At 69.2% G+C, this 22,027-nt stretch carries 24 protein-coding genes and 1 tRNA gene; 10 read left to right on the top strand and 15 right to left on the bottom strand.

The window, feature by feature from the left end; translation table 11 throughout:
• Nucleotides 1-73: 73 nt before the first annotated feature.
• On the top strand, nucleotides 74-1,813 hold the full coding sequence (locus O4N75_RS16485; protein ID WP_269626550.1) for an adenylate/guanylate cyclase domain-containing protein: 1,740 nt from the start codon (nucleotides 74-76) through the stop codon (nucleotides 1,811-1,813).
• Between the two features lie 4 nt (nucleotides 1,814-1,817).
• On the opposite strand, the gene O4N75_RS16480 is transcribed toward O4N75_RS16485, so the two are convergent.
• The 4 genes from O4N75_RS16480 to O4N75_RS16465 all read right to left on the bottom strand — a co-directional run bounded on the left by O4N75_RS16480 (nucleotide 1,818) and on the right by O4N75_RS16465 (nucleotide 3,899).
• Entirely contained in the window at nucleotides 1,818-2,198 is a 381-nt protein-coding gene (locus O4N75_RS16480; RefSeq protein WP_269626549.1) for a hypothetical protein, read from the bottom strand.
• A gap of 153 nt (nucleotides 2,199-2,351) precedes the next feature.
• Entirely contained in the window at nucleotides 2,352-3,038 is a 687-nt protein-coding gene (locus O4N75_RS16475; protein ID WP_269626548.1) for a Crp/Fnr family transcriptional regulator, read from the bottom strand.
• Nucleotides 3,039-3,102: 64 nt separating this feature from the next.
• Nucleotides 3,103-3,423 (bottom strand): UrcA family protein, encoded by a 321-nt coding sequence (locus O4N75_RS16470; protein ID WP_269626547.1) that lies wholly within the window; start codon nucleotides 3,421-3,423, stop codon nucleotides 3,103-3,105.
• Between the two features lie 110 nt (nucleotides 3,424-3,533).
• Nucleotides 3,534-3,899, bottom strand: a complete 366-nt coding sequence (locus tag O4N75_RS16465) for a DUF4180 domain-containing protein (protein WP_269626546.1) — start codon at nucleotides 3,897-3,899, stop codon at nucleotides 3,534-3,536.
• 138 nt (nucleotides 3,900-4,037) lie between these two features.
• Here O4N75_RS16465 and O4N75_RS16460 point away from each other — a divergent pair, with 138 nt between their 5' ends.
• The 3 genes from O4N75_RS16460 (at nucleotide 4,038) to O4N75_RS16450 (ending at nucleotide 5,782) form a co-directional block, all read left to right on the top strand.
• A complete protein-coding gene (locus O4N75_RS16460; protein WP_269626545.1) occupies nucleotides 4,038-4,259 on the top strand; it encodes a hypothetical protein in 222 nt (73 codons plus the stop codon).
• Nucleotides 4,260-4,321: 62 nt separating this feature from the next.
• Entirely contained in the window at nucleotides 4,322-5,242 is a 921-nt protein-coding gene (locus O4N75_RS16455) for a LysR substrate-binding domain-containing protein (RefSeq protein WP_269626544.1), read from the top strand.
• A gap of 24 nt (nucleotides 5,243-5,266) precedes the next feature.
• The gene (locus O4N75_RS16450) at nucleotides 5,267-5,782 is read left to right on the top strand and encodes a DUF1993 domain-containing protein (protein ID WP_269626543.1); all 516 of its coding nucleotides are present in this window, start codon (nucleotides 5,267-5,269) and stop codon (nucleotides 5,780-5,782) included.
• Between the two features lie 2 nt (nucleotides 5,783-5,784).
• On the opposite strand, the gene O4N75_RS16445 is transcribed toward O4N75_RS16450, so the two are convergent.
• The 4 genes from O4N75_RS16445 to O4N75_RS16430 all read right to left on the bottom strand — a co-directional run bounded on the left by O4N75_RS16445 (nucleotide 5,785) and on the right by O4N75_RS16430 (nucleotide 11,536).
• Nucleotides 5,785-6,705, bottom strand: coding sequence for a 2-oxoglutarate and iron-dependent oxygenase domain-containing protein (locus O4N75_RS16445; RefSeq protein WP_269626542.1), 921 nt, complete (start codon nucleotides 6,703-6,705; stop codon nucleotides 5,785-5,787).
• A complete protein-coding gene (locus O4N75_RS16440; RefSeq protein ID WP_269626541.1) occupies nucleotides 6,702-7,556 on the bottom strand; it encodes a ribokinase in 855 nt (284 codons plus the stop codon). The genes O4N75_RS16445 and O4N75_RS16440 overlap by 4 nt, the downstream gene beginning before the upstream one ends.
• Entirely contained in the window at nucleotides 7,553-8,485 is a 933-nt protein-coding gene (locus tag O4N75_RS16435) for a nucleoside hydrolase (protein WP_269626540.1), read from the bottom strand. The genes O4N75_RS16440 and O4N75_RS16435 overlap by 4 nt, the downstream gene beginning before the upstream one ends.
• Before the next feature lie 90 nt (nucleotides 8,486-8,575).
• Entirely contained in the window at nucleotides 8,576-11,536 is a 2,961-nt protein-coding gene (locus tag O4N75_RS16430) for a TonB-dependent receptor (RefSeq protein ID WP_269626539.1), read from the bottom strand.
• Between the two features lie 209 nt (nucleotides 11,537-11,745).
• On the opposite strand from O4N75_RS16430, the gene O4N75_RS16425 reads away from it, so the two are divergent.
• On the top strand, nucleotides 11,746-12,012 hold the full coding sequence (locus O4N75_RS16425; RefSeq protein ID WP_269626538.1) for a hypothetical protein: 267 nt from the start codon (nucleotides 11,746-11,748) through the stop codon (nucleotides 12,010-12,012).
• A 63-nt stretch (nucleotides 12,013-12,075) separates the two neighbouring features.
• Here O4N75_RS16425 and O4N75_RS16420 read toward each other — a convergent pair whose 3' ends face one another.
• The gene (locus O4N75_RS16420; RefSeq protein ID WP_269626537.1) at nucleotides 12,076-13,344 is read right to left on the bottom strand and encodes an MFS transporter; all 1,269 of its coding nucleotides are present in this window, start codon (nucleotides 13,342-13,344) and stop codon (nucleotides 12,076-12,078) included.
• A 209-nt stretch (nucleotides 13,345-13,553) separates the two neighbouring features.
• On the opposite strand from O4N75_RS16420, the gene O4N75_RS16415 reads away from it, so the two are divergent.
• Together O4N75_RS16415 and O4N75_RS16410 are read left to right on the top strand one after the other, a co-directional pair.
• On the top strand, nucleotides 13,554-14,189 hold the full coding sequence (locus O4N75_RS16415) for a glutathione S-transferase family protein (protein WP_269626536.1): 636 nt from the start codon (nucleotides 13,554-13,556) through the stop codon (nucleotides 14,187-14,189).
• Complete coding sequence (locus O4N75_RS16410) at nucleotides 14,186-14,965, top strand: M48 family metallopeptidase (protein ID WP_269626535.1); 780 nt, start codon at nucleotides 14,186-14,188, stop codon at nucleotides 14,963-14,965. The genes O4N75_RS16415 and O4N75_RS16410 overlap by 4 nt, the downstream gene beginning before the upstream one ends.
• A gap of 7 nt (nucleotides 14,966-14,972) precedes the next feature.
• Here O4N75_RS16410 and O4N75_RS16405 read toward each other — a convergent pair whose 3' ends face one another.
• Nucleotides 14,973-15,149, bottom strand: a complete 177-nt coding sequence (locus O4N75_RS16405) for a hypothetical protein (RefSeq protein WP_269626534.1) — start codon at nucleotides 15,147-15,149, stop codon at nucleotides 14,973-14,975.
• 125 nt (nucleotides 15,150-15,274) lie between these two features.
• Between O4N75_RS16405 and O4N75_RS16400 the strand changes: the two genes are divergently transcribed.
• A tRNA-Leu gene (locus O4N75_RS16400) sits at nucleotides 15,275-15,358 on the top strand.
• Between the two features lies 1 nt (nucleotide 15,359).
• Here O4N75_RS16400 and O4N75_RS16395 read toward each other — a convergent pair.
• The 4 genes from O4N75_RS16395 to sfsA form a co-directional block, all read right to left on the bottom strand.
• A complete protein-coding gene (locus O4N75_RS16395) occupies nucleotides 15,360-16,811 on the bottom strand; it encodes a tetratricopeptide repeat protein (RefSeq protein WP_269626533.1) in 1,452 nt (483 codons plus the stop codon).
• 50 nt (nucleotides 16,812-16,861) lie between these two features.
• Complete coding sequence (gene radC / locus O4N75_RS16390) at nucleotides 16,862-17,611, bottom strand: DNA repair protein RadC (RefSeq protein WP_269626532.1); 750 nt, start codon at nucleotides 17,609-17,611, stop codon at nucleotides 16,862-16,864.
• 79 nt (nucleotides 17,612-17,690) lie between these two features.
• Nucleotides 17,691-18,509 carry a type I methionyl aminopeptidase gene (gene map, locus O4N75_RS16385; RefSeq protein WP_269626531.1) on the bottom strand — a complete coding sequence of 273 codons (819 nt, stop codon included), beginning with the start codon at nucleotides 18,507-18,509 and terminating at the stop codon, nucleotides 17,691-17,693.
• A complete protein-coding gene (sfsA, locus tag O4N75_RS16380) occupies nucleotides 18,506-19,240 on the bottom strand; it encodes a DNA/RNA nuclease SfsA (RefSeq protein ID WP_269626530.1) in 735 nt (244 codons plus the stop codon). Before sfsA ends, map begins: the two co-directional genes overlap by 4 nt.
• Before the next feature lie 145 nt (nucleotides 19,241-19,385).
• On the opposite strand from sfsA, the gene O4N75_RS16375 reads away from it, so the two are divergent.
• Both O4N75_RS16375 and O4N75_RS16370 read left to right on the top strand, forming a co-directional pair.
• Nucleotides 19,386-20,153, top strand: a complete 768-nt coding sequence (locus O4N75_RS16375) for a competence/damage-inducible protein A (protein ID WP_269626529.1) — start codon at nucleotides 19,386-19,388, stop codon at nucleotides 20,151-20,153.
• Nucleotides 20,153-20,902 (top strand): hypothetical protein, encoded by a 750-nt coding sequence (locus O4N75_RS16370; protein WP_269626528.1) that lies wholly within the window; start codon nucleotides 20,153-20,155, stop codon nucleotides 20,900-20,902. The genes O4N75_RS16375 and O4N75_RS16370 overlap by 1 nt, the downstream gene beginning before the upstream one ends.
• Here O4N75_RS16370 and O4N75_RS16365 read toward each other — a convergent pair.
• Entirely contained in the window at nucleotides 20,899-21,957 is a 1,059-nt protein-coding gene (locus O4N75_RS16365; RefSeq protein WP_269626527.1) for a glycosyltransferase family 2 protein, read from the bottom strand. The genes O4N75_RS16370 and O4N75_RS16365 overlap by 4 nt on opposite strands.
• Between the last annotated feature and the right edge of the window lie 70 nt (nucleotides 21,958-22,027).

The raw sequence follows: 22,027 nt of genomic DNA, 5'->3' as shown, positions 1-22,027 counted from the left end.
GGCGTTTGGCGGTGAGCCAGTCCTGATATAGTCCGCGCTTGTGCGGGGGCGGGCCGAAGGAGGCTTGGCCTGGATGGAGCGGCGGCTCACCGCGATCATGATCGCCGACGTGGTCGGCTATTCGCGGCTGATCGAGGCCAACGAAGAGGCGACGCTGGCGCGCTTCGCCGAGCACCTGCACGAACTGGTCGAACCGTCGATCGCCGCCGCCCGCGGCCGGATCATCAAGACTGCAGGCGACGGGCTGCTGGCGGCGTTCGCCAGCGTGGTCGACGCGCTGAACTGCGCCATCGCGATTCAGCGCGGGATGCTCGCGCGCAACGACGGCGTGGCCGAGCGCGACCAGATCCGCTTCCGGGTCGGGCTGAACGCCGCCGACGTGGTCATCGACGGCGAGGACATCCTCGGCGACGGGGTCAATGTCGCCGCCAGGCTGGAGGGGCTCGCCGAACCCGGTGGCATCTGGGTCTCGGCCCGCGTCCAGGAGGACGCCCAGGGCCGGGTCGACGTGGGGTTCGACGATGTCGGCGAGCAGACGCTGAAGAACCTGGCGCGGCCGGTGCGGGTGTATCGCGTGCTGCTGGATGGCGGCGCCGTCGAGCTGGGCCGGCGTCCGGCCCTGGCCCTGCCGGACAAGCCCTCGATCGTGGTGCTGCCGTTCCAGAGCTTCGGCGGCGAGGCCGAGCACGACTACTTCACGGACGCGATCACCGAGGACGTTGTGACCGCGCTGTCTCGCTGGCGCTGGTTCTTCGTCATCGATCGCAACACCAGCTTCACCTACAAGGGCCGGACCGTGGACGCCCGCCAGGTGGGGCGCGACCTTGGGGTGCGTTACGTGCTGGAAGGCAGCGTGCGGCGGGCCGGGGAGCGGGTGCGGGTCAATGTCCGGCTGATCGAATCCGCCAGCGCCCAGCAGATCTGGGCCGACAGCCTTGACCGAGACATCGTCGATCTCTTCGCGCTGCAGGACGAGGTGACCGAGCACGTCGTGGCCGCCATCGAGCCGGCCATGCTCGACACCGAGGCCTCGCGCAGCGTCCGCAAGAGCCTGGCCGACCTCAGCGCGCTCGACTGCTTCCAGCGCGGCATGTGGCACTTTAACCGGATGAGCCGGGACGACTATCATCAGGCGCTGGAACTGTTCCGCCAGGCCATCGACCGCGATCCGGCCTTGGCGCTGGGCTATGTCGGTCTGGCGCGAATGCTCTATGGCGGGGCGATCTACGGCTGGTCGCGCGTGCCGATGGCCGATCTGGAGGACGCGCGAACGGCGGCGCTGCGGGCGGTGGCGCTCGACCCGCGCGATGCCTATGGCTACTTCGCCGCCGCCGGGGCGGCGCTCTATCTCGGCAGCCACGAGGAGGCGCTGGAGCAGGCCCAGCGGGCCCTGTCGCTGAACCCCAACTTCGCGTTCGGACATTTCCGGCTAGGCCAGGTGCTGATCTATTCGGGCCGCGCGGCGCAGGCCGTGGAGCCGATCGAGCGCAGCCTGAGGCTCAGTCCCTACGATCCGCAGATCGCCCCGATGCTGCAGCTGCTGGCCTTGGCCCACTATCAGGCGCGCAACTACGGCGAGGCGGTGCGCCATGCGCAGTCGGCGGTGCGGTTGAACGACTCCCGCGCCGCGGCGATCCTGGCGGCCGGCCTGGCGCGGCTAGGCCGGTTCGACGACGCCCGCGCGGCCTATCCGCTGGACGTGCGCGCGCGCGCGCGGGCCGAAGCGCCGCGGCTGGTGACCTACGCCAATCCCGAGGACGAGCGTCATCTGCGCGAAGGCGTGCGGATGGCGTTCCTGGGCGACGAGCCTTGAGCGCTCAGGCCAGCGGGTGCTTGTCGGCCGGATAGCGGCTCTTGATCAGCACGGTGACGCCGCCGCGTGTCTCGGTCGTGTCGGGAGCCTGCCAGACGTTCAGTTCGAAGTCGTAGCCCGGCGCCCAGGCGAAGGTGACCGGGATCGGGGGCGTGGCTTTGAGCGCATAGTAGATGATGCCGCGCAGGCTCTCGTGGAACGAGCCCGGCAGGGTGTCCAGATAGGTTCCCAGGGCGCGATGCAGGACCGTACCCGGCGTGGCGAGCAGGCCCGGATCGATCTTCTTGCCGGGCGCGAAGGCCTCGGCGCTGGCGGCGAACTTGTCGATCTCGCCCGGTGTGAACGAGGTGTTGAGCTTGGACATGGCGGTTTGAAGCGCAGGCATCTGTCGTCCCTCAGTCGTGGGATCAGCGCCGAGCGAGCGCCAGGGGGAGGCCGGCGGCGCCGAGTTGGCTAACCATACCGTGTCTTCGGATTGAACTCTATTAAGGGGATTAGAGCGCGCGAGCGCACTGCCGCCCTGCCGGGCGGCGGCGGACTATTGGCCCAATCGGCGGCCGATCAAGGCCTGGAGGCGTTCGAGCGAGGTGACGCGCACCCCAGCAGGGGTGATTTCCACCCAACCTTCGCGCGCCCACTCGTGGAGTTTGCGGTTCACCTTTTCGCGAGAGAAGCCGAGCCGGCGGCTGATTTCGGTCTGGGTGAGGGGGAGGAGTCCGCTTGCGCCGACCTCGGTCAGCAGCAGCCGGGCGAGGCGACCGGCCAGGTCGAGCACCGTCTTGTCGCTGATCGCGCCGTCGGCGACCCGCAACCGGGCGCTGAGTTCGATGACGAGCGCAACGGCGGCCTTGGGTTCGGCCTCCAGAGCCGCGAGCATGGCGCTGCGGGCGATGCGCCAGAGCCGCGCGCGGCGGGTGGCGGCTACATCGGCCGAGCGCGGTCCGCCGTCGAGGGCGGCCATTTCGCCGACCAAGGCGCCGGGGCCGAGCGCGACCAGGCGGACCTCGCGGCCGTCGAGGGTGGAGTTGCGCACCTCGACCTCTCCGTCGACGATGACATAGACCGCATCGCCAGGATCCCCGGCCTGGAACAAGAGCTCTCCCGGTTCAAGCGCCAGCCAGCCGCCGGACGCGGCCAGACGCTCAAGGCCTCCTTGCGAGAAGTGCGCGAGCACCGGGCTTCTGGCGAGGCTCGTCAGGACGGCGTTCGCGGCCAGATCGGACAAGGCAATAGCCTCCGCTCGTGAGAGCGGAGGCTATCATAGCGGGCCGAACCGTGGGCCGTTCAGTTCAGCGCCGCGCCAGCTGGGTCGCGGTCTGGGGCGAGTAGAGGGCGGTGACCAGCGGGGCGTCGAGCTTCGTGACCGCCTTTTCCACCATCTCCTTGCGGCAGGCGCGGACCTCGGCCGGGTAGGCGGCCGAGTAGCCCTGCAGCGGGCCGCAGAAGTCGCGGGCCGCGAGGTTGATGCGCTTGAACGCGGTGCGGGCGCCGGCGTCCGAATGGACGTTGATGTCGCCGACTTTGACCCGCATGACGCCTTCTTCGGCATGAGCGCCGCCCGCGATGGACAGGGCGAGAACGGCGAGGGTCGGGAGAACCAAGCGATGCATGACTGCCTCCAGGGGAGTGAAGGGCCACGGGATGCGGCCGTCTTGTGAGGCAGATTCGTAGGCCCGGCGCAGGCCGGTCGCTGTGACCTGGGTCACGTCACGAAACGTCGTTATGCGATTTCGGCGATCTTGGCTTCGAGGGCGGCGAGGTCCGGAACGAACCAGACGTGGCGACCGCGATTGGATTCGCCGATGAAGTCGCGCAGCGGCGCGCTGGCTGCGGCCGCGGCCGAGACGTCGCCGACGATGGCGACGCGCAGGCCGTAGTTGACGAACTTCTGCAGCACGTCGCCCGCCAGCCCGGTGGAGAGGCGCAGGAAGTCCGGCGACAGCCGCGCGGCCGGCAGCGCCACGATCTGCGCCTGGGTGGAGAAGGCGTCGCCGATGATGTCGCTGGCGTCGTGGCCGCTCGCCAGGGGTTGGCCGTCCTCGGGCCAGAGGAGCACGCGATGGCCGGCGATCTGCGTCGTTTCCATGCCGTGAAGGGTGGAGCCTGCGGCGGGGCTGTCAACCGCCCGGCCTAGTGAGTTGAGCTCACTGACCAGCGGCCAAGTAGTCGTTTGCGGCCGTCGACGGGCGCCTGCATCCTCCGGCTGCAGATCGAGGACGGACCGATGCTGGTCGAGCAGATGACGATGGCGGCAGGCGAGGAACGTGGCGTCGCCCGCTGGCTCCTCGATCGGATGGTCTACGAACTGCACCAGCTCTGGGCCTGCTGGTGGTGGATTCTCCGGGTGGATGTCGCGGCCCGCAACGGCATTCCGCGCGACTGCCTGGAAGAGCCCCCGCACGCCTGGATGAAGGTGATGCAGGGACCTGGTGACATGGATCGGTAAGGCCGGCTTTCGCGGGTCCGGGCGTAGCGTATAACCACGATATGTCTGTGATCTGAGGTCACATGCCGAAGCGAAATCTGCCGCCGCTGACCGCCCTGCGCGCCTTCGAGGCGTTCGCGCGCCTGGGACGAATGAACCTGGCCGCAGACGAGCTCTGCGTCACCCATGGGGCGATCAGCCGCCAGGTGCGCAGCCTGGAGCGGCTGTGCGGCGTGCGGCTGACCCAGGGGCCGCGCAACAGCCTGCGGCTGACCGAGGCGGGCTTAAGCCTGGCCGAGAGCCTGGGCGGCGCCTTCGACGGTATCGAGCGGTCGTTCACCGCCCTGCGCTCGGCCGCCGAGCGGGAGCTGCACGTCTCCTGCGTCGGGACGCTGGCCATGCGTTGGCTGATCCCGCGGCTGCCGGGTTTCCACGCGCGCCATCCGGGCCTGAGCATCCGGGTGACGGAGGCCTACGGGCCTGTCGACTTCGGGCGCGATCCGTTCGACGCGGCGATCCGGCTGGCGGAGACTATCGCCGGCGACGGGCTGGAGGCGACGCCCTTCCTCGACAACTACCACGGCCCGGTGATGGCGCCGCAGCTAGCCGAGCACGACCTGGCGAGCGCCCCGCGGCTGCACACCCGCCCGCACCGCCAGGCCTGGCGCGAGTGGGCCGACCATTCGGGCGTGCCGGTCGGTCCCGGCGGCGAGCACCGCGAGTACGAGCATCTGTTCTACATGCTCGAGGCGGCGGTCGCGGGTCTGGGGATCGGGGTCTCGCCATGGATCTACGTGGCCGGCGATATCGCATCGGGGCGGCTGGCCGCGCCCTACGGCTTCGTACCGACCCCGGCGCGGTTCCATTTCGTGACGCCCAGGGCGTCCGCGCGACCGGTGACGACCGCCTTCCGCGACTGGCTGCTGGAAGAGGCGTCCGCCGCTCCGCCGCCGCCGGCCGCCCCCGTTGCGGCAGAGCTTGAGGCCGACCATATCCGGCGCTGACTATTCCCATCGCTGGAGCGCGCCATGTCCCTGACCATGTATCAAGCCTCGATCCCCGTCTTCGTAAGGGGGCTGACCGCGCTCCGCGGCCTGCTGCAGAAGGGCGCGGGCCATGCGGCGGCGAGCGGGAGCGACCCGAATGCGCTGGTCGCCGCGCAGCTCGCGCCCGACATGCTGACCCTGGCCGGCCAGGTGCAGCGGGCCAGCGACACCTCGAAACTGTCGGGGCAACGGCTGAGCGGCGTGCAGGCGCCCTCGATGCCCGACACCGAGACCACCCTCGACCAGCTGATCCAGCGGGTGAATGACACCATCGCCTATCTGGAGACGATCGACGCCAAGGCCCTGGACGGCGCGGAGGACCGCACGGTCGAGCTGAACTTCGGTCCGGACAACAGGCACGTGTTCCGCGGCGACGACTACCTGTTCGGCTTCGCCCTGCCGAACTTCTATTTCCACGTGGCGATCGCCCACGGGATTCTGCGCAGCCAGGGCGTGCCGGTGGGCAAGATGGACTTCATCGGCGCGCCGCCGCGCTGAGGCTACTTGGCCAGGCCGATCTCGCGCAGGCGCTGGGCCAGGAACTCGCCGGCGGTGATTTCGGGCCATTTCGCCCCATCGCCTTCGCAGGAGGGCAGGCACTTCAGCGAGACGTCCGAGGCCGGGTGCATGAAGAACGGCATGGAGTAGCGGCTGACATTGGGGCCGATCGGATTGACCACGCGGTGGGTGGTCGAAGGGATCACGCCGTTGGTCAGCCGCTGCAGCATGTCGCCGGAATCGACGATCAGGTTCTTAGGTTCGGTTTCGACCGGCAGCCAGGTCCCGTCGCGGTCGAGCAGCTGCAGCCCAGCGCCCTTGGCGGCGACCAGCAGGGTGATGAAGTTGATGTCCTCGTGCGCGGCCGAACGCACCGCGCCCTCGGGGGCGTCGTCGGGCACCGGCGGATAGTGCAGCACGCGCAGGATCGAGGCGCCGTTCGCCACCTTGGCGTCGAAGTAGTCGCCGGGCAGGCCAAGCTTTGGCGCCAGGGCCGAGAGCAGGGCGCGACCGATTGCGTCGAGTGACGAGAACAGGTCGCTGAAGGTCCGCTCGAAGGCGGGGTGCTCGGCCGGCCAGACGTTGGGCGGGAAGTCCTCGGCCGGCAGGCCAGGGGCGGGATCGCGGCCGATCTGCCAGAACTCCTTGAGGTCGGGCAGACTGGAGTCGCGGGCGTGTTCGGTCCCGAACGGGGTGTAGCCGCGCATGCCGGCCGCGTAATGGCGCTTGGCCGTATAGGGCAGGGCGAAGACTTCCTGCGCGTGCTGGTAGGCGTGCTCCAGCAAGTCTTCGGAAACACCGTGGTCGGCCAAGATGATGAAGCCGTACTGCTGCAGCCCCTGCATGAGAGCGTCGGAAAAGGCCGCGCGGTCGGCGGGTGAGCCTTCGGTGAAGGCCTTGAAGCTGAGTGTAGGAACGCTCATCGGACGGTCTCCAGGCAGGCCTCGACTTCGGCTCTGGTCGGCAGCGAGGGCTGGGCGCCGGGGCGGTTGGCGGCCAGGGCGCCGGCCGTGCAGGCGAAGGCGAGGGCGGCTGCGTGCGGCTGGCCTTCGAGCAGGGCGACGACGAGGGCGCCGACGAAGGCGTCGCCGGCGCCGGTGGCGTCCACGGCCTCGACCGGCGGCGGGGCGGCGGCGGCCAGCTGGCGCCCGCCCTGGAACAGCCCCGCGCCGCGGGCGCCCCAGGTCACGGCGATCAGGCCGGGCAGGTCGTGCAGCGCCGGGCCATAGAACGCAGCCTCGGTCTCGTTGACGACGATCAGATCGGCGCGCGCGAGGGCGGCGGGCGCCAGCGGCGCGGCGGGGGCGAGGTTCAGGCAGACGAATCCGCTCGCCTGGGCGACGGCGGCGGCGACCGTCTCCAGGGGCAGCTCAAGCTGGCAGATGAGCGCGCCCGCCGCCGGGGCGGTCAGATGGTCCCGGGTGAACGCGGCGTTGGCGCCGGGGGCGACGATGATCTGGTTCTCTCCGCCGGCGGCCACCGCGATGAGCGCCACACCGGTGGCGGCGGAAGCGTCCGTGTCGCATTGTTCAAGATCGACGCCCTCGGCGGCCAACAGGGCCAGGGCTTCGTCGGCGAGGCCGTCGGCTCCGACCCGGGCGACCAGGCTGACGTCGGCGCCGAGCCGGCGGGCGGCCAGGGCCTGGTTGGCGCCCTTGCCGCCAGGATGGCGGGCCAGGGTCGCGCCGGTCACCGTCTCGCCGGGCGCGGGCAGGCGGGCGGCGGTGGCCACGAAGTCGAGGTTGACCGAGCCTATGACGGTGATGGCGCTCATCGGGCGAGCAGGTCGTTCAGCAGGGCGAAGACGCCGTCGGCGTCTGCGTGGGTGGCCCACAGAATCCGCGCCGCGGCGGGATCATGCAAGCGGAACTCGACGGCCGTGTGGCCGACTGTGAGGGCCGAGGCGGTCTCGACCCGCAGCTGGCAGGGCCGCAGGGTGAAGAGCTCGGGCGCCAGCAGGTAGGCGATCACGCAGGGGTCGTGGATCGGAGCGCCGGTCCCGCCGACGATGTCGCGTTCCAGGGCGTTGGAGAATTCCAGCAGGTTGAGGGTCGCCCGGGCGGCCGGGGTGTCGATGGCGGCGATCGCGGCCGTGCGGGCTGGATCCGAGCGGACCTGGTGCGTGACGTCCAGGCCCATGACCACGCACTGGGCGCCCGACGCGAACACAATGTCGGCGGCGTGCGGGTCGGCCCAGATGTTGTATTCGGCCGAGGCGGTGATGTTGCCGCCTTCGCGCCGGGCGCCGCCCATGACCACCACAGGGCCAAGGCGCTCTACGATCGCTGGCTCCAGCCGTATGGCCAGCGCTAGGTTGGTGCATGGGCCGGTGACCGCCAGGGTGATCTCGCCGGGGGCGTGGGCCATCACCAGGTCGACGATGACGTCGGCGGCGCGTCCTGCGGCCAGGCCCTTCTCCGGCTCAAGCAGCGGCAGGGTCCCCAGGCCGCTCTCGCCGTGGAAGGCGCCGGCGTCGAAGGGCGGCCGGTACAGCGGCGCGCTGGCCCCTGCAAAGATCGGCACGTCCTCGCGCCCGGCGATCTGGCGGATGATCGCGGCGTTGCGGGCGGTCAGCTCGCCGCCGACGTTGCCGGCGACGGTGGTGATGGCGAGAAGCTCCAGGTCCTGGCGCGCGGCGAAGGCCATGAAGAGGGCGACGGCGTCGTCAACGCCGGGGTCGCAGTCGAAAATCAGCTTGGTCACCGGCGCATTCTCTGGAGGAACGGCAAGCTCGGCAAGCGGGCATGAAAAAGCCCCGCCCGGGCGGGCGGGGCTCTCGTCATGTCGCCAGGACTAGAAGCGGGCGGTGACGCCCACGAAGAACCGGCGGCCCAGGACGTCGTAGGTCGAGGGGTCGGTGTTGGAGTTGGAGTACGACGTGTAGAAGGGCGGGTCCTTGTCGCCGAGGTTGTTGACGCCGGCGCGCATGGTCACCCGTTCGTCGAACCGCCAGGTCCCAGTCAGGTCGAACAGGTCGTAGTCGGGCGTGTTGACCGCGGTCGGCGAGAACACCGGCACGTTGCGGAAGTCGGTCATGGCGTCGATGTGGCGCCAACGTAGGGTGACCTTGGCCGGGCCGACGGAATAGGTCGCCGACATCGCCGACTTCCATTCCGGATAGGCGCCGCCCGACAGTTCGCCGCCGATGGTGCCGGCGTTCTGCAGGAAGGCTGCGCCGGGCCGCGCCTGCCGCTCGAAGCTCTCCAGCTTGGAGACCACCAGGTTGAAGTCCAGCGCGCCGGCTCCGTCCGGCAGGCCGAGGTCGGCCAGGTCGAAGCCCCAGTCGATCTGGGCGTCGTAGCCCGAAGTCTTCCAGGCGGCGAGGTTGACCTGGGTGGTCAGCACGCCGGTGATGTTGCCGTTCGGGATGCGGCTGAACTGCTGGCAGTAGAAGTTGGAGTTGTCGAAGGTCGGGTTGGCGCCGCCGGTGTTGAAACACTCGCCGACGATGGTTTGCACCGAGAGGTTCCCGATCACGTCCTCCAGCTCGATCTTGTAGTAGTCAAGGCTGACGCTGAAGCGACGCAGGAGCGGCGCGTCGAACTTGGGCGTCCAGACCGCGCCGAGGGTGAAGCTGTCGGACTTCTCCTCCGACAGGTCCGGATTGCCGCCGGCCAGGATCTCCACCTGGGTCGAAGCCTGCTGGAAGGTGTCGACGATGCCGGTCGAAACGCCCTGAGCGACGCAGAGCGCGCGGACCGCCGCGGCGCTTCCGCCGTTGCGGAACGACGAGCGCACGTCGCAGGGATCGCCCGCGGTGGTGGCCAGGCCCGGCGTGCCGATGCCCGAGAAGCCCAACGACTGCGGGGAGTAGAGCTCGGCGACGTTCGGGGCGCGGACCGCGCGCTGATAGCCGCCGCGGACCATCAGGCTCTCGACCGGACGCCAGGTTAGGTCGGCCTTGTAGGCGTTGATCGTGCCGGTGGTGTTGTAATCGGCGATGCGGCCGCCCAGCGACAGGTCGAGGCTGTAGGCGAAGGGCGCCTGGGCGAGGATCGGCACCAGCAGTTCGGCGTAAGCCTCGGTCGAGGAGATGTCGCCGTTGATCGGCACCGCCGGGTTGAAGCCGACGATGTCCGGGCCCTGGAGCAGCAGGTCCGGCGAGTAGCCGACCTCGTCCTTGCGGTACTGGGCGCCGGCCGAGAATTTCACGGCCCCGGCGGGCAGGTCGAACACCGAGCCGGTGACGAAGCCTTCGAGCACGGTCTGCTGGATCTTGGTCTCGTTGGTGACTTCGCGGGCGATGTAGGCCGCGCAGCCAGGGCTGACCTTGCCGGCGCCGAAGATGTTGAAGCCGCCGCAGATCGCCACGCCGCCGTCATGGGCGAAAGTCAGTTCGCGCATGGCCGCGCGGCTGACGTTGCCGTGCTGGTTCTCGGTGTGGTTCATCTCGCCATAGGCGGCGTAGACGTCCCACTTCCAGTCCTTGAAGCCGACGTCGCCGCGCAGGCCGGCGACGAGCTGGTAGGTCTCGTAGGTGTTGTTGGACAGGCGGCCGCCGACCTCGTTGAAGGCGCGGCGCGGATAGAAGGCGGCGGTGGGGTTGGCGCGCGAGTCCAGCAGCGCCTTGAGGTCGGCCGGGATGAACGGGTTGGTGGTCGGCACCACGATGTCGGGGCCGGGGAAGGCGCCGTCCGAGGCCGAGGCCGGGCCGAGCTGGCGCGAGACGTCGTAGGTCGTGTAGCTGACCGTGCCGTAGGCCTCGATGCTGTCGGTCAGGTCGTAGCGGCCGGCGGCGTAGAGCGACCAGCGGTCCAGCGGCAGGTTGAGGTAGCGGTAGTCGGCGCTGTTGAAGGTGTAGCTGCTGGCCGAGAAGCCGGGCATCTGCTCGCCGCGGTAGTTGCGCACCGGAGAGGTCGAGAACAGGGTGCCGTCGGCGTTGAACGACAGGTTGGCGCCGCGGGCGACGCTGCCCGGAGCCAGGCCGTACTTGGCGAAGACCGCGTCCATCGCCGCCTGGGTCGGCAGGTTGGCGGCGCCGCCGGCGTTCGACGACGGATCGAAGCGGCCGTCGGGAATCGTCGCCGCGCCGGAAGGCGTCAGGCCGGTGGTCAGCACCGAATAGCCGATCGCCGACCAGTCGCGGTCGGAGGCCACCAGGCCCTCGCGGCGGTCATAGCTGACGCCGGCCGAGATGTTGCCGCGGCCGCCGGCGAAGTTGTGGCCATAGCCGATCGAGAAGCTCTGCTGACCGGCGTCGTTCTCGTCGGTGGCGCCCAGCTGGGCGTCGATGACCAGGCCCTCGAAGTCCTTCTTGAGCTTGAAGTTCACGACCCCGGCGATGGCGTCCGAACCGTAGACGGCCGAAGCGCCGCCGGTGATGGTCTCGACGCTGTCGACCAGGAAGGTCGGAATGGTGTTCAGGTCGACCACGGCGTTGGGGTTGCCGGCGACCATCCGGCGGCCGTCGACCAGCACCAGGGTACGCGTCGGCCCGAGGCCGCGCAGGTTGGCGTAGGCCTGGCCCGGCGTGGAGACGAAGTTGGTGGTGTTGGTGCCCGCGCCGTTAGACGGCACGAACTGCGGCAGCTGGTTCAGGGTGTTCTCGACCGTGACCATGCCGGCCTGGGTGATGCGTTCCTGGCCCAGGGTGACGATCGGGCTTTCGGACACGTAGTCCTGGCGCGCGATGCGCGAGCCGGTGATGACGACTTCAGAGACTTCGGTGTCCTGGGCGGCGGCGGGCGCAGCGTAGATGGCCATGACGCTGGCCAGGGCGCTTGCACAGAGCAAGCCGGAACGCTTGGAGATCATTTCCCCCCTCGGGATTTGGCGCGATTCCACCCTCGCGGGTGTTCGGTCAGGATTCTATGAGATCGCCTCGGGCCGCGCCATGGCGCCAAAGCCACAGATGACGGTTCGGTGAAGGCTTCCGCATGGGAAGGTTTCGGGGCCAGGCTTGCACTTTGCGGCCGGTGGCGCGCGTGGCACACCGGCGGCGTAGTTTGCGAGTGAGGGCGACGATGGCGGCGGACGGCGGCGGGAACGGCAGGCGACTGGCGCCTGAACTGATCGGGCGGACCGTGGCGCTGGCGATGGTGGCGGGAGCGATCTTCGTCGCGCCGCCGGCCAAGTTCTGGCTGGCCGGGGCCGGCTGCGCCCTGGCCGCGGCGGTGTTCCTGATCCAGGCGGCGACTGGGCGGCCGGTGCGGCGGGCGCGATGGCTGAACCTGGTGTTCGGCGTGATCTTCGCGGCGACCGCGATCTGGCTGATGTTCCTGCAGCCCTGAGGCGGCGACGCTCCACTGGCGGAGCGAGGTCGCGGGGGCGCCGGAGCGCCCCCGCGCTGGGTCTTAGCTGACCAGTTCTTCGCGGATCGTCTTGCGGGCCATCCAGAACAGGCCGAACGCGACGAAGCCGAAGCAGGTCGACAGCATCAGCGCCCAGCGCACGCCCTGGGCCGAGCCGAGGCCGACGCCGTTGCTCATGATGTCGGACAGGATGCCGACCGCCAGCGGGCCGAGGCCCAGGCCGATCAGGTTGATCGTGAACAACAGGATGGCCGAGGTGGTGGCGCGCATGTGCGGCGGCACGATCGACTGGCCGATGGCGTAGACCGGGCCGTACCAGAGCGAGCCGAGCAGGCCGTTGATCACCAGGATCCACAGGGCGATCGAGGCCGACGGAACGCTGACGGCGATGATGTAGATCGGCACGGCCAGCAGCGAGGCGATGGCCGGGACCGACACGTAGCCGCGCAGGTCCTTCTTGGCGTAGCGGTCGGCGATCTGGCCGCCGAGATAGGCCGAGATGGCGCCGGCGGTGCCGCCCATCAGCCCCAGGGCAAGGCCCAGGAAGCCGATGGATTGGAGGTTGAACATCGAGGCCAGGCCCGCGACCTCTTCGCCGTGGACGCGCAGGAAGAACGAGGCGGTGAACGGGGCGTGGCCGTAGCCGATGAACGCCTTGATCGCCGCGCCGAGCGCGATGAGCCAGAAGGTCTTCTTGGTGCCCAGGTACTTCAGGGTCTCGCCGAAGGTGGCCTGGGTCGCCTGGATCGCGGCCGAGTGCTGGGCGATCTGCTTGCGCGGCTCCTTGAGGGTGAACCAGCAGAGCAGGGCGAAGAGAATGCCCGGCGCGCCGGCCACGAAGAAGGCCACGCGCCAGCCGTAGGCGTCGGCGATCAGGCCGCCCATCACCAGGCCGAGCAGGCCGCCGAGCGGGGTGCCCATCGAATAGAAGGCCAGGGCCGAGGCGCGCTTTTCCTTCGGCACGTAGTCGGCGATCAGCGAGTGGGCGGGCGGGGTGCAGCCCGCCTCGCCGACGCCGACGCCGATGCGGAACAGAACCAGCTGGGCGAAGTTCTGAGCCATGCCTGACAGGGCGGTGAAGCCGGACCAGACGGCGACGGCGGTGCCGATGATGATCGGGCGGTTCTTGCGCTCGGCCATCCGGGCGATCGGAATGCCGAGGACGGTGTAGAAGATGGCGAAGGCCAGGCCGCTCATCAGGCCGAGTTGCCAGTCGTGGAGGCCCAGGTCGTTCTTGATCGGCTCGGCCAGGATGTTGACCACCGCGCGATCCAGGAAGTTGACGATGTAGATCCCCAGAAGGAGGAACATCGCATACCGGGTATAAGAGGCGGAGTATGGCTGGGCGCTTGCCGCGGGCGCGGCCGGCGGAGCGGTCGAGTCAACCGATGGCGCGACGGTCTCGGTCATGAAAGGCGTTTCCTGCAAAAAATTGGGAACTGAAATCTTATTGTTGGGGCCACTCTAGACGAGGAGCCCGGGCTTGGGCAATAGGCTGACGTAACGAAATGGAGCGGCCTATGGAACTGGTTGTCGGAACAAAACGCTGGTCGACGTGGTCGCTGCGCCCCTGGCTGGCCCTCAAGCACACCGGTGCGACCTTCACCGAGACGCTGGTCGGCCTGCGCCAGGACGAGGGACGAACCGAGGCGGCGATCCTGCCCCACTCGCCGTCGGGCCTGGTGCCGGTGCTGAAGGACGGGGGCCTGACCGTCTGGGATTCCCTGGCCATCTGCGAATACCTGGCCGAAAAATTTCCTGCGGCGAAGCTGTGGCCGGACGACCCGGCGATGCGCGCCATGGCCCGCGCGGCGGCGTCGGAAATGCACTCCGGCTTCCAGTCGCTGCGCGGAGAATGCCCGATGGCGCTGGAGGCCGAACCGAAGGTGACGAGCCTGTCGGAGGCCACCCAGAAGAACGTGCGCCGTATCGTCGCGCTGTGGTCGGACCTGCTGGGCCGTTCGGGCGGACCGTTCCTGGCGGGCGAATGGTCGATCGCCGATGCGTTCTACACCCCCGTGGCGACGCGGTTCCGGACCTATGGCGTGCATCTGTCCGACTATGGCGACGACGGGACGTGCGGCGCCTATGCGACGCGGCTGCTGGCGACGCCTGAATTCCGCGAATGGGAAGCGGCGGCGCGGGCGGAGACGTGAGCGTGACCCGCGGCCGGGCGCGCAGTCTGCTGGCGTTGCTGGCGGCGGGCCTGCTGCTGGCGAGCTGTTCGCAGAACACGCAGACTGGCCGAAGCCAGTTCGCCGTCGTGCCGGACGAGGCGCTGACTCAGATGGCCGACCAGGCGTGGAGCGATCTGCGGGCTCAGACCCCGGTCGCCGCCGACCCGGCCGCGCAGGCGCGCCTGGAGAAGATCGGCTGGAAGATCGTCGAGGCCAGCGGCCGCACGGACCTGGCCTGGGAGTTCGTGGTCTTCGACCGGCCCGAGATCAACGCCTTCGTCCTGCCCAACGGCAAGGTGGGGGCGTTCAAGGGGTTGCTGGACTTCGTGCAGGACGACGACGAACTGGCCGGAGTGCTGGGCCACGAGGTCGGCCATGTGCTGGCGCGCCATCCGTCCGAGCGGGTCAGCCAGCAGATGGCGGTCGAGGTGGGCGTCAACGTGCTGCAGGCGATCCTTGCCAATGGCGAATACGCTGAACACGCCGGCGAGGTCGCGGGCGCCTTGGGCATGGGCGCGATGTACGGGGTGATCCTGCCCTATTCGCGCAATCACGAGCTGGAGGCCGACCGCGTCGGAGTCGAGCTGGCGCAGCGGGCCGGCATGGATCCGGCCGGAGCGGTGCGTTTCTTCGAGCGGATGGCGGCGGAGAGCGGGACGCGGCAGCAGCCGCCGGAGGTGCTGTCGACCCATCCGGCCGACGGACCGCGCCTGGCGGCGCTGCGCGAGGCGGTCGCCGCCCTGCCGGAGGGATAGCCAAGGGCTAGATGGCGGACGCGGCGCAGACGCCGTCGTGGAACAGGGCGACGGCGGCGGATTCAGCCGCAGCCTGGCTGGGCTCCACGCCGCCGGCGACCAGTTCGCCCTCGACGTCGAACACCCGCCAGCGCCAGCGCCAGCCGTCGTCGGCCGGATCGATCGCGTAAGCCAGTTCGCCCATGCGTTCCTCCTGGCGTCCCGGATCGGGACCACAGGACGGAGATAAGCAAGTCGGACGCCAAAGGTTCCACAGCCTGAGCGGCGCGCTTGCGGACGGCGCGCGATCACGTGTACCGAGCGATCGGCGCCCCCTTGGCGGAATGGTAGACGCAGAGGACTTAAAATCCTTTGCCGTAAGGCGTCCCGGTTCGAGTCCGGGAGGGGGCACCAACTAGAGCAGTAGGCCGTAGCTGGCGTACTCGGCTTCGATCTTGGGGCGCAGTTTTCGGGCGGCGGCGATGTCGGCGTCACCTTCGGCCTTCTGGCCCAGGCGCAGCTTGATCACGCCGCGCAGGTAGAGCGTTTCCGCCGAGGCTGGGAACAGCGCCAGAGCCGCGTCAGCGTCAGCGAGCGCCTTTGTGAGATCGCCGCGCCGAAGGTGCGCGAAGGCGCGGCTGTCGAGCGGCATGAAGTTGCTGGGCTCGGCGCTGATCGCCTTGGTGCAGAGATTGACGGCCCGCTCCAGATCACGGTTCGCCTCCCCGCGAATCCAGCAGGCCGAGTTGAGCGCATAGACATCGTCGGGCGCGAGTTTCACCGCCCGGTCGGCCTCGGCGAGCGCTTTGGCCCAGTCCTGCTGAACAGCATAGACCTTGGCTCGCGCCATCGGAATGGACGCCGACTTCGGAAGCGCCTTTTCGGCCTCGGCGATGTCTGCGAACGCCAGATCGTACTGCTTCTGTCCTCCAAAGAAGGAGGCGCGATCCAACAGCAAGTCCGCATCACCCTGCAGTTCCACGGCGCGATCAAGGTCGGCGCGCGCTCCAACCACGTCGTCGGACTGGTAGCGCAGCCAGCCGCGCGAGCGATAGGTGTAGGGATCTGTCGCATCGAGGGCGATGGCGCGGTCGAGATCGGCTCTGGACGCCGCCAGATCGCCGCGATCCTGAGCCAGGCGTGCGCGCCCGATCAGCGCCGGCACGAAGTCAGCCTGCTTGGCCAGGGCGCGGTCGTAGCTGGCTTGAGCGTCGTCCAGGCGGTTTGCGTCGAGCAGGAAGTCACCCCGCATTACCAGCGCCTTGGGCGCTCCGTCCGATCGCCTCACCGCCTCGTCGAGATCGGCCAGGGCGCCAGTGTCGTCGTCCATCATCTGCCGAACGGCGGCCCGATCGAGCCGGTGATCGAGGTCGTCGGGTTCCAGTTCGATGGCGCGCGAATAGTCGGCCAGTGAGCCGGCCATGTCGCCCGTCGCGGCGCGCAATTGGCCGCGCATCGACAGATAATGGCCGCTGTTCGGCTCAAGCTTGATCGCGCGGCCAATGTCGGCGAGGGCCAACTTATGGTCATCCATGGCGTTCAGGACGATGGCGCGAATGTAGTAGGAGCCGGGGTCGTTGGGGCTCAGGCGCGCGGCGGTGCTGGCGTCGGCGAGGGCCCGGTCGTTCAGACCCATCTCGACAAAGAGTATCGCTCGCAGGTTGAGCACGGCCGTGCGGAACTCGTCATCGAGGTTGTCGGCGAGGAGCTCGTTGCAGGCGTTCAGGCGCGCCTCGACCGCCTCTCCGCCCTTGCCCATGCAGGCCTGAACGACCGGGTCAGGCTTTTCCTCCTCAGTTTGCGCCGCGGCCGCGCCCGTCAGGGCTAGGGCCATGACGCCGGCGAGGAGAAGAGACTTACGGATCATGGCGGGCGCCCCCCAAGGCGGTGTTCGTTGAAGCGTAGCTGTAGCGGATTTCAGAAGAGGCCCAGCGCCCGGAAGCTGGCGGTCCCGTCACGGCCGACCACCAGGTGGTCGTGGACGGCGATGCGCAGGGCGCGGGCGGCCTCGACGACTTCCTTGGTCATGGCGATGTCAGCCTGGGACGGCGTCGGGTCGCCGGATGGATGGTTGTGCACCAGGATCACGGCGCTTGCCGACAGCTCCAGCGCCCGGCGCACGACTTCGCGCGGATAGACCGGGGCATGGTCGACGGTGCCGTGGTTCATCACCTCGTCGGCGATGAGCTGGTTCTTCTTGTCGAGGAAGAGGACGCGGAACTGCTCGCGCGGGGCGTGGGCGAGGCCGAGCTTCACATAGTCGAGCAGCTGGCTCCACGAGGAGATCACCGGCCGCTTGCCGACCCTCGCGCGCCCGACACGCAGGCCGACCTCGGCCATCAGCTTGAGGTCGAAGGCGACGGCCTCGCCCACGCCGGGCACGCTGCGCAGCTCGGCCGGCGAGGCGGCCAGCACCCCGGCGAGCGAGCCGAACCGAGTCAGCAGCGCCTTGGCGAGCGGCTTGACGTCGCCGCGCGGGATCGAGCGGAACAGCTGCAGCTCAAGCAGTTCGTAGTCGGGCAGGGCGGCGAGCTCGCGGCCGGCGCGCTCGCGCAGCCGCTCGCGGTGGCCGTGGAAGTGCGGCCGCGGCGCTTTGACCGGGCGCGTCGGCGCGGCCGACCAGAGGTCAGGCTGCGGGGCCTCGGCAAGGTGGCGCGATCCATCCATGCCGAACACTGTTCGTCATTTGTTCGGGCTTGGCAAGAGGCGTGCGGCGGCGGGTGTTCGCAACCCTGCCGCGCGCTCGTCAGTCGGCCTGGACCGGCGGTTTGAAGAGGCCGGCCGGCGAGGCGGTGAAGATCTCGTAGCCGTCGTCGGTGACCCCGATCGAATGCTCGCACTGGGCCGAGAGCGACTTGTCGCGGGTGACCGCCGTCCAGCCGTCGGCGAGCAGCTTCACCTGGTACTTGCCGAGGTTCACCATCGGCTCGATCGTGAAGAACATGCCGGGCGCGAGGACCTCGCCGGTTCCCTTCTGGCCGAAGTGCAGGATGTTTGGGGCGTCGTGGAACACCTTGCCCAGGCCGTGGCCGCAGAAGTCGCGGACCACCGAGCAGCGCATCGATTCCACATACTGCTGGATGGCGTAGCCGATGTCGCCGGTGCGGGCGCCCGGCTTGACCTGGTCGAGGCCGCGCTGCAGCGCCTCGTAGGTGATGTCGATCAGGCGCTTGGAGCGCGGGGCGATGGGGCCGACGCCGTACATGCGGCTGGTGTCGCCGTGCCAGCCGTCGACGATGACCGTGACGTCGATGTTGACGATGTCGCCGTCGCGCAGGACCCGCTCGCCGGGGATGCCGTGGCAGACGATGTGGTTGGGCGAGATGCAGGTGGTCTTGCCGTAGCCGCGATAGAACAGGCAGGCCGGGACGGCGCCGTGGTCGAGGATGAACTCGCGCGCCAGGTCGTCGAGCTTTTCCGTCACCGCGCCGGGAACCACGTGCGGGGTCAGCATGTCGAGGCACTCGGCGGCCAGCTTGCCGGCGGCGCGCATGCCCTCAAAGCCTTCAGGCCCATGGATGCGGATCTGGCCTGTGCGATGCGCTGCTTCGAGGACGTCGGTCATGGCAGTACTCTTTCGGCTTCCGTGAGCGCCGCGTCTCGCCAGCGAAGCGGGCGGGCGATGGCGATGGCGCTGGGGCTTATATCGCAGTCATAGCACAGGACTTCCACCCCGGCCCGCGCCGCGTCGATCAGGCCGGCGGCGTACTTGGGGTCGAGGTCGGCGCAGGCGGCGAAGCCGTCGCAATCGGTGCGCTGGACGACGAACAGCATCACCGCCCGATGGCCCTGGTCGACCATGGCCGTCAGCTCGGCCAGGTGCTTGAGCGAGCGGGCGGCGACGCAGTCAGGAAACTCGGCCAGGGTTCCGCCTCGGCGCAGGTGGACGTTCTTGACCTCCAGCCAGCAGGGCGGGCGGCCGTCATGCTCGAGCAGGAAGTCGACGCGCGAGGCCGCGCCGTACTTCACTTCGCGCCGGTGAACGGCGTAGCCCGCGACCTCCGGGATCGCGTCGGCGGCCAGGGCCTCGGCGACCAGGCGGTTGGGATGCATGGTGTTGACCCCGACCAGGCCGCCGTCGGCTTCGACCAGCTCCAGGGTGTGGGCGAGCTTGCGCTTGGGATCGTCCGACTTCGAGAGCCAGACCGGCAGGCCCGGGACGTTCAATCCGAGCATCGCCCCCGGATTGGGGCAGTGCGCGGTCACCGGGGTTCCATCATCGAGCAGCACGTCGGCGAAGAAGCGCTTGTAGCGGCTGACGAGCTGGCCGCGGACCAGGGGCTGAGCGAATTCCAATGGGCGTTCCTTGAACGGGTCGGGCAGGCGGTGGCTAGCATCTGGGCGGGGTGCTGCGCAAAGCGGCGGGCGCATGACAGGTTGTGCGCGCCTGCTCGGGCCTCTAGTCAGGTGCGACACAATGGCGGGCGTTGCGGAGGTGCGTATGGCGGGTTCGACGGACGGCCGGGTGACCGCTGCTGTGCTGATCATCGGCGACGAGATCCTGTCGGGGCGCACGCAGGACACCAACTTGCGCGACATCGCCCGGTATCTGGGCGTGCTGGGCGTCGACCTGGCCGAGGCGCGGACCGTGCCCGACGTGCAGGACGAGATCGTCGCGGCGCTGAACGCCCTGCGCGAGCGCTACGACTATGTGGTGACCACCGGCGGCATCGGCCCGACCCATGACGACATCACCGCCGACGCGGTGGCCGCGGCTTTCGGCGTCGAGCTGATCGAGCATCCCGAGATCATCGCCATGATGACCGCCCGCTGGGGCGTGGAGCTGAACGCCGCACGCCGCCGGATGGCGCGGGTGCCGGTCGGCGGCGAGCTGGTCAAGAACCCGGTGCAGGGCCCGCCCGGCTTCACCATCGGCAACGTCTTCGTGCTGGCCGGGGTGCCGACGATCATGCGCGGCATGCTGGAGGACGTGGGTTGGCGCCTGCGCGGCGGCGCGGTCACCGTGGCGCGCACGGTGCGGGTCGAGGGCTCGGGCGAGGGGGTGATCGCCGCGCCGCTGGAGGCGGTGGCCAAGGCCCATCCGGACATGTCGCTGGGGAGCTATCCGTTCTTCGGCGACGGCGGCTATGGGTCGAACCTGGTGCTGCGCAGCCGCGACCCGGAAGAATTGGCGCGGGCGCTGGACGAACTGGTGGCGGCGTTGCGCGAGGCCGGCGTCACCGATGTGCGCGAGGTCGAGAACGCCTGATGACGACGGCGTACATCCTGGCGCATTTCGACGACGAATATTTCGCGCTGCCGATGATCCTGGAAGAGCGCCGCGCCGGCGTGGCCCAGAAGTTTCTCTATGTCGCCGACTACGCGTCGGCGGACCTGGCGCAACGACGGCTGGGCGAGACCCGCGCCTTTCTGCAGAGCCAGGGCGTGGCGGAGGCCGACATCGTGCATGTCGGCGCAGGGACCGGCGCCATGGACGGTGACGTGCGGGCCGGTGCGCCGGCGGCCCTGGCCGCCGCCCGCGCGGCTCTGGCTGCGATTCCGGGGCTAGACCGTCTGGTGGTCACGGCCTGGGAGGGCGGGCATCCCGATCACGACGCCTGCGCGTTGATCGCCGTGCGGCTGGCGCAGGACCTCGGCGGCGTGCGAGTCGACCAGTTCGCCCTCTACAGCGGCCGCGGCCTGCGCGGACGCCTGTTCCGGGCCGGCAGCCCGCTGCCCGAGAACGGGCCCGTCCGACGCGTGCGCCTACCGCTCGCCGACTGGGCGCGCTTTGCGCTGGGCGTGCGGTTCTATCCCTCGCAGTGGAAGACCTGGCTGGGTCTTTGGCCCACGATGTTCCTGACCTACCTGCTGCGCGGGTTCGGCAGCCAGCAGCTGGCGGCCGGGCGGGTCGGCGAGCGCCCGCACGAGGGGGCGCTGCTTTATGAGCGCCAGTTCGGGGTGTCCTATGCGGCGCTTCAGGACTGTCGCGATCGGGTGCTCGGCGCGCCGTCTTAGGATTTGCCCTGCTTGGTGATGGCCGCGATCGCCCTCAGATAGGGGTGGATGGCGCGGTTGGGGACGTTCAGCACGTCGAAGTTCATCGCCTGAAGCAGCAGTTGGGCCCCCACGATGATCGGCAGGGCCGCGGCCATGACGATCCCGGCGGACGCGTCTTCGCCCGGCGCGCGGACCAGGAACCAGCGCAGCGCATAGGTGCTGCCGAAGCCGAGGAAAGCCAGGCCGAAGAGGAATTCCAGCGTGGCCACGTTGAAGTCGCGCACGAAATACTGGCCGATGATCCGCTTCACCAGGTTCTTCAGGTGCTTGAGCGCGAACGGCCCGATGATCGAGGTGATCTTCAGGTTGCTGACTTCGTCGCCGTACTTGGCCGGGATGGGGATGTCGCGGGCGACCGCCCGCAGCGTCCCAAGATGGTAAAGGACGTCGGTTTCGAAGAAGAACCGCTGGGCCACGCGCCGGGTCGCCAACCGCGGGATCAGGCTGGCGTCGATCGCGGTGTAGCCGTTGGTCGGGTCGAAGATGTTCCAGTAGCCAGTCGACAGCTTGGCGAGGAAGCTCAGCGCGGCGTTGCCGAAGATGCGGATGCGCGGCATCTCCGAAATGTGGCTGATCGAGGTGAAGCGGTTGCCCTTGGTGTAGTCGGCCTCGCCGAGCAGGATCGGAGCCACCAGTTGGGGCAGGTAGGCCAGGTCCATCTGGTCGTCGCCGTCGACCTTGACCACCGTGCGGGCGCCGCGGCGCTCGGCCTCAAGGTAGCCGGCCATCACCGCGCCGCCGACGCCGCGGTTCTGAGGCAGACGCAGCACGACCACGCGGGGATCGGCGATTGTGCTTTCAATGAAGTCGGCGCTGCCGTCCGGGCACTTGTCGTCGACGCAGACCACGCCCTCGACCCATTCCGGGACAGCGTCGATCACGCGCGCGATGTGCGCCTTGACCTTGTAGCAGGGGATTACGATCCAGACCTTGCCGTTGCTGAGGTCGAAATTGGAGGCCGCATAGAGGACAGCGTTACGGGCCTGTTTCTCAAGCGTGTCGCCTTGGAACATGAATGAACTCTATGCAAACGCGAGTGGGTGACGGGACGGTGGCGACGCGCCGGGCGCGGCCGATCCGATC

The organism is Phenylobacterium sp. NIBR 498073 (assembly GCF_027286305.1).
Taxonomy (GTDB): domain Bacteria; phylum Pseudomonadota; class Alphaproteobacteria; order Caulobacterales; family Caulobacteraceae; genus Phenylobacterium.
This window is presented reverse-complemented; position numbering and strand designations above follow the sequence as displayed.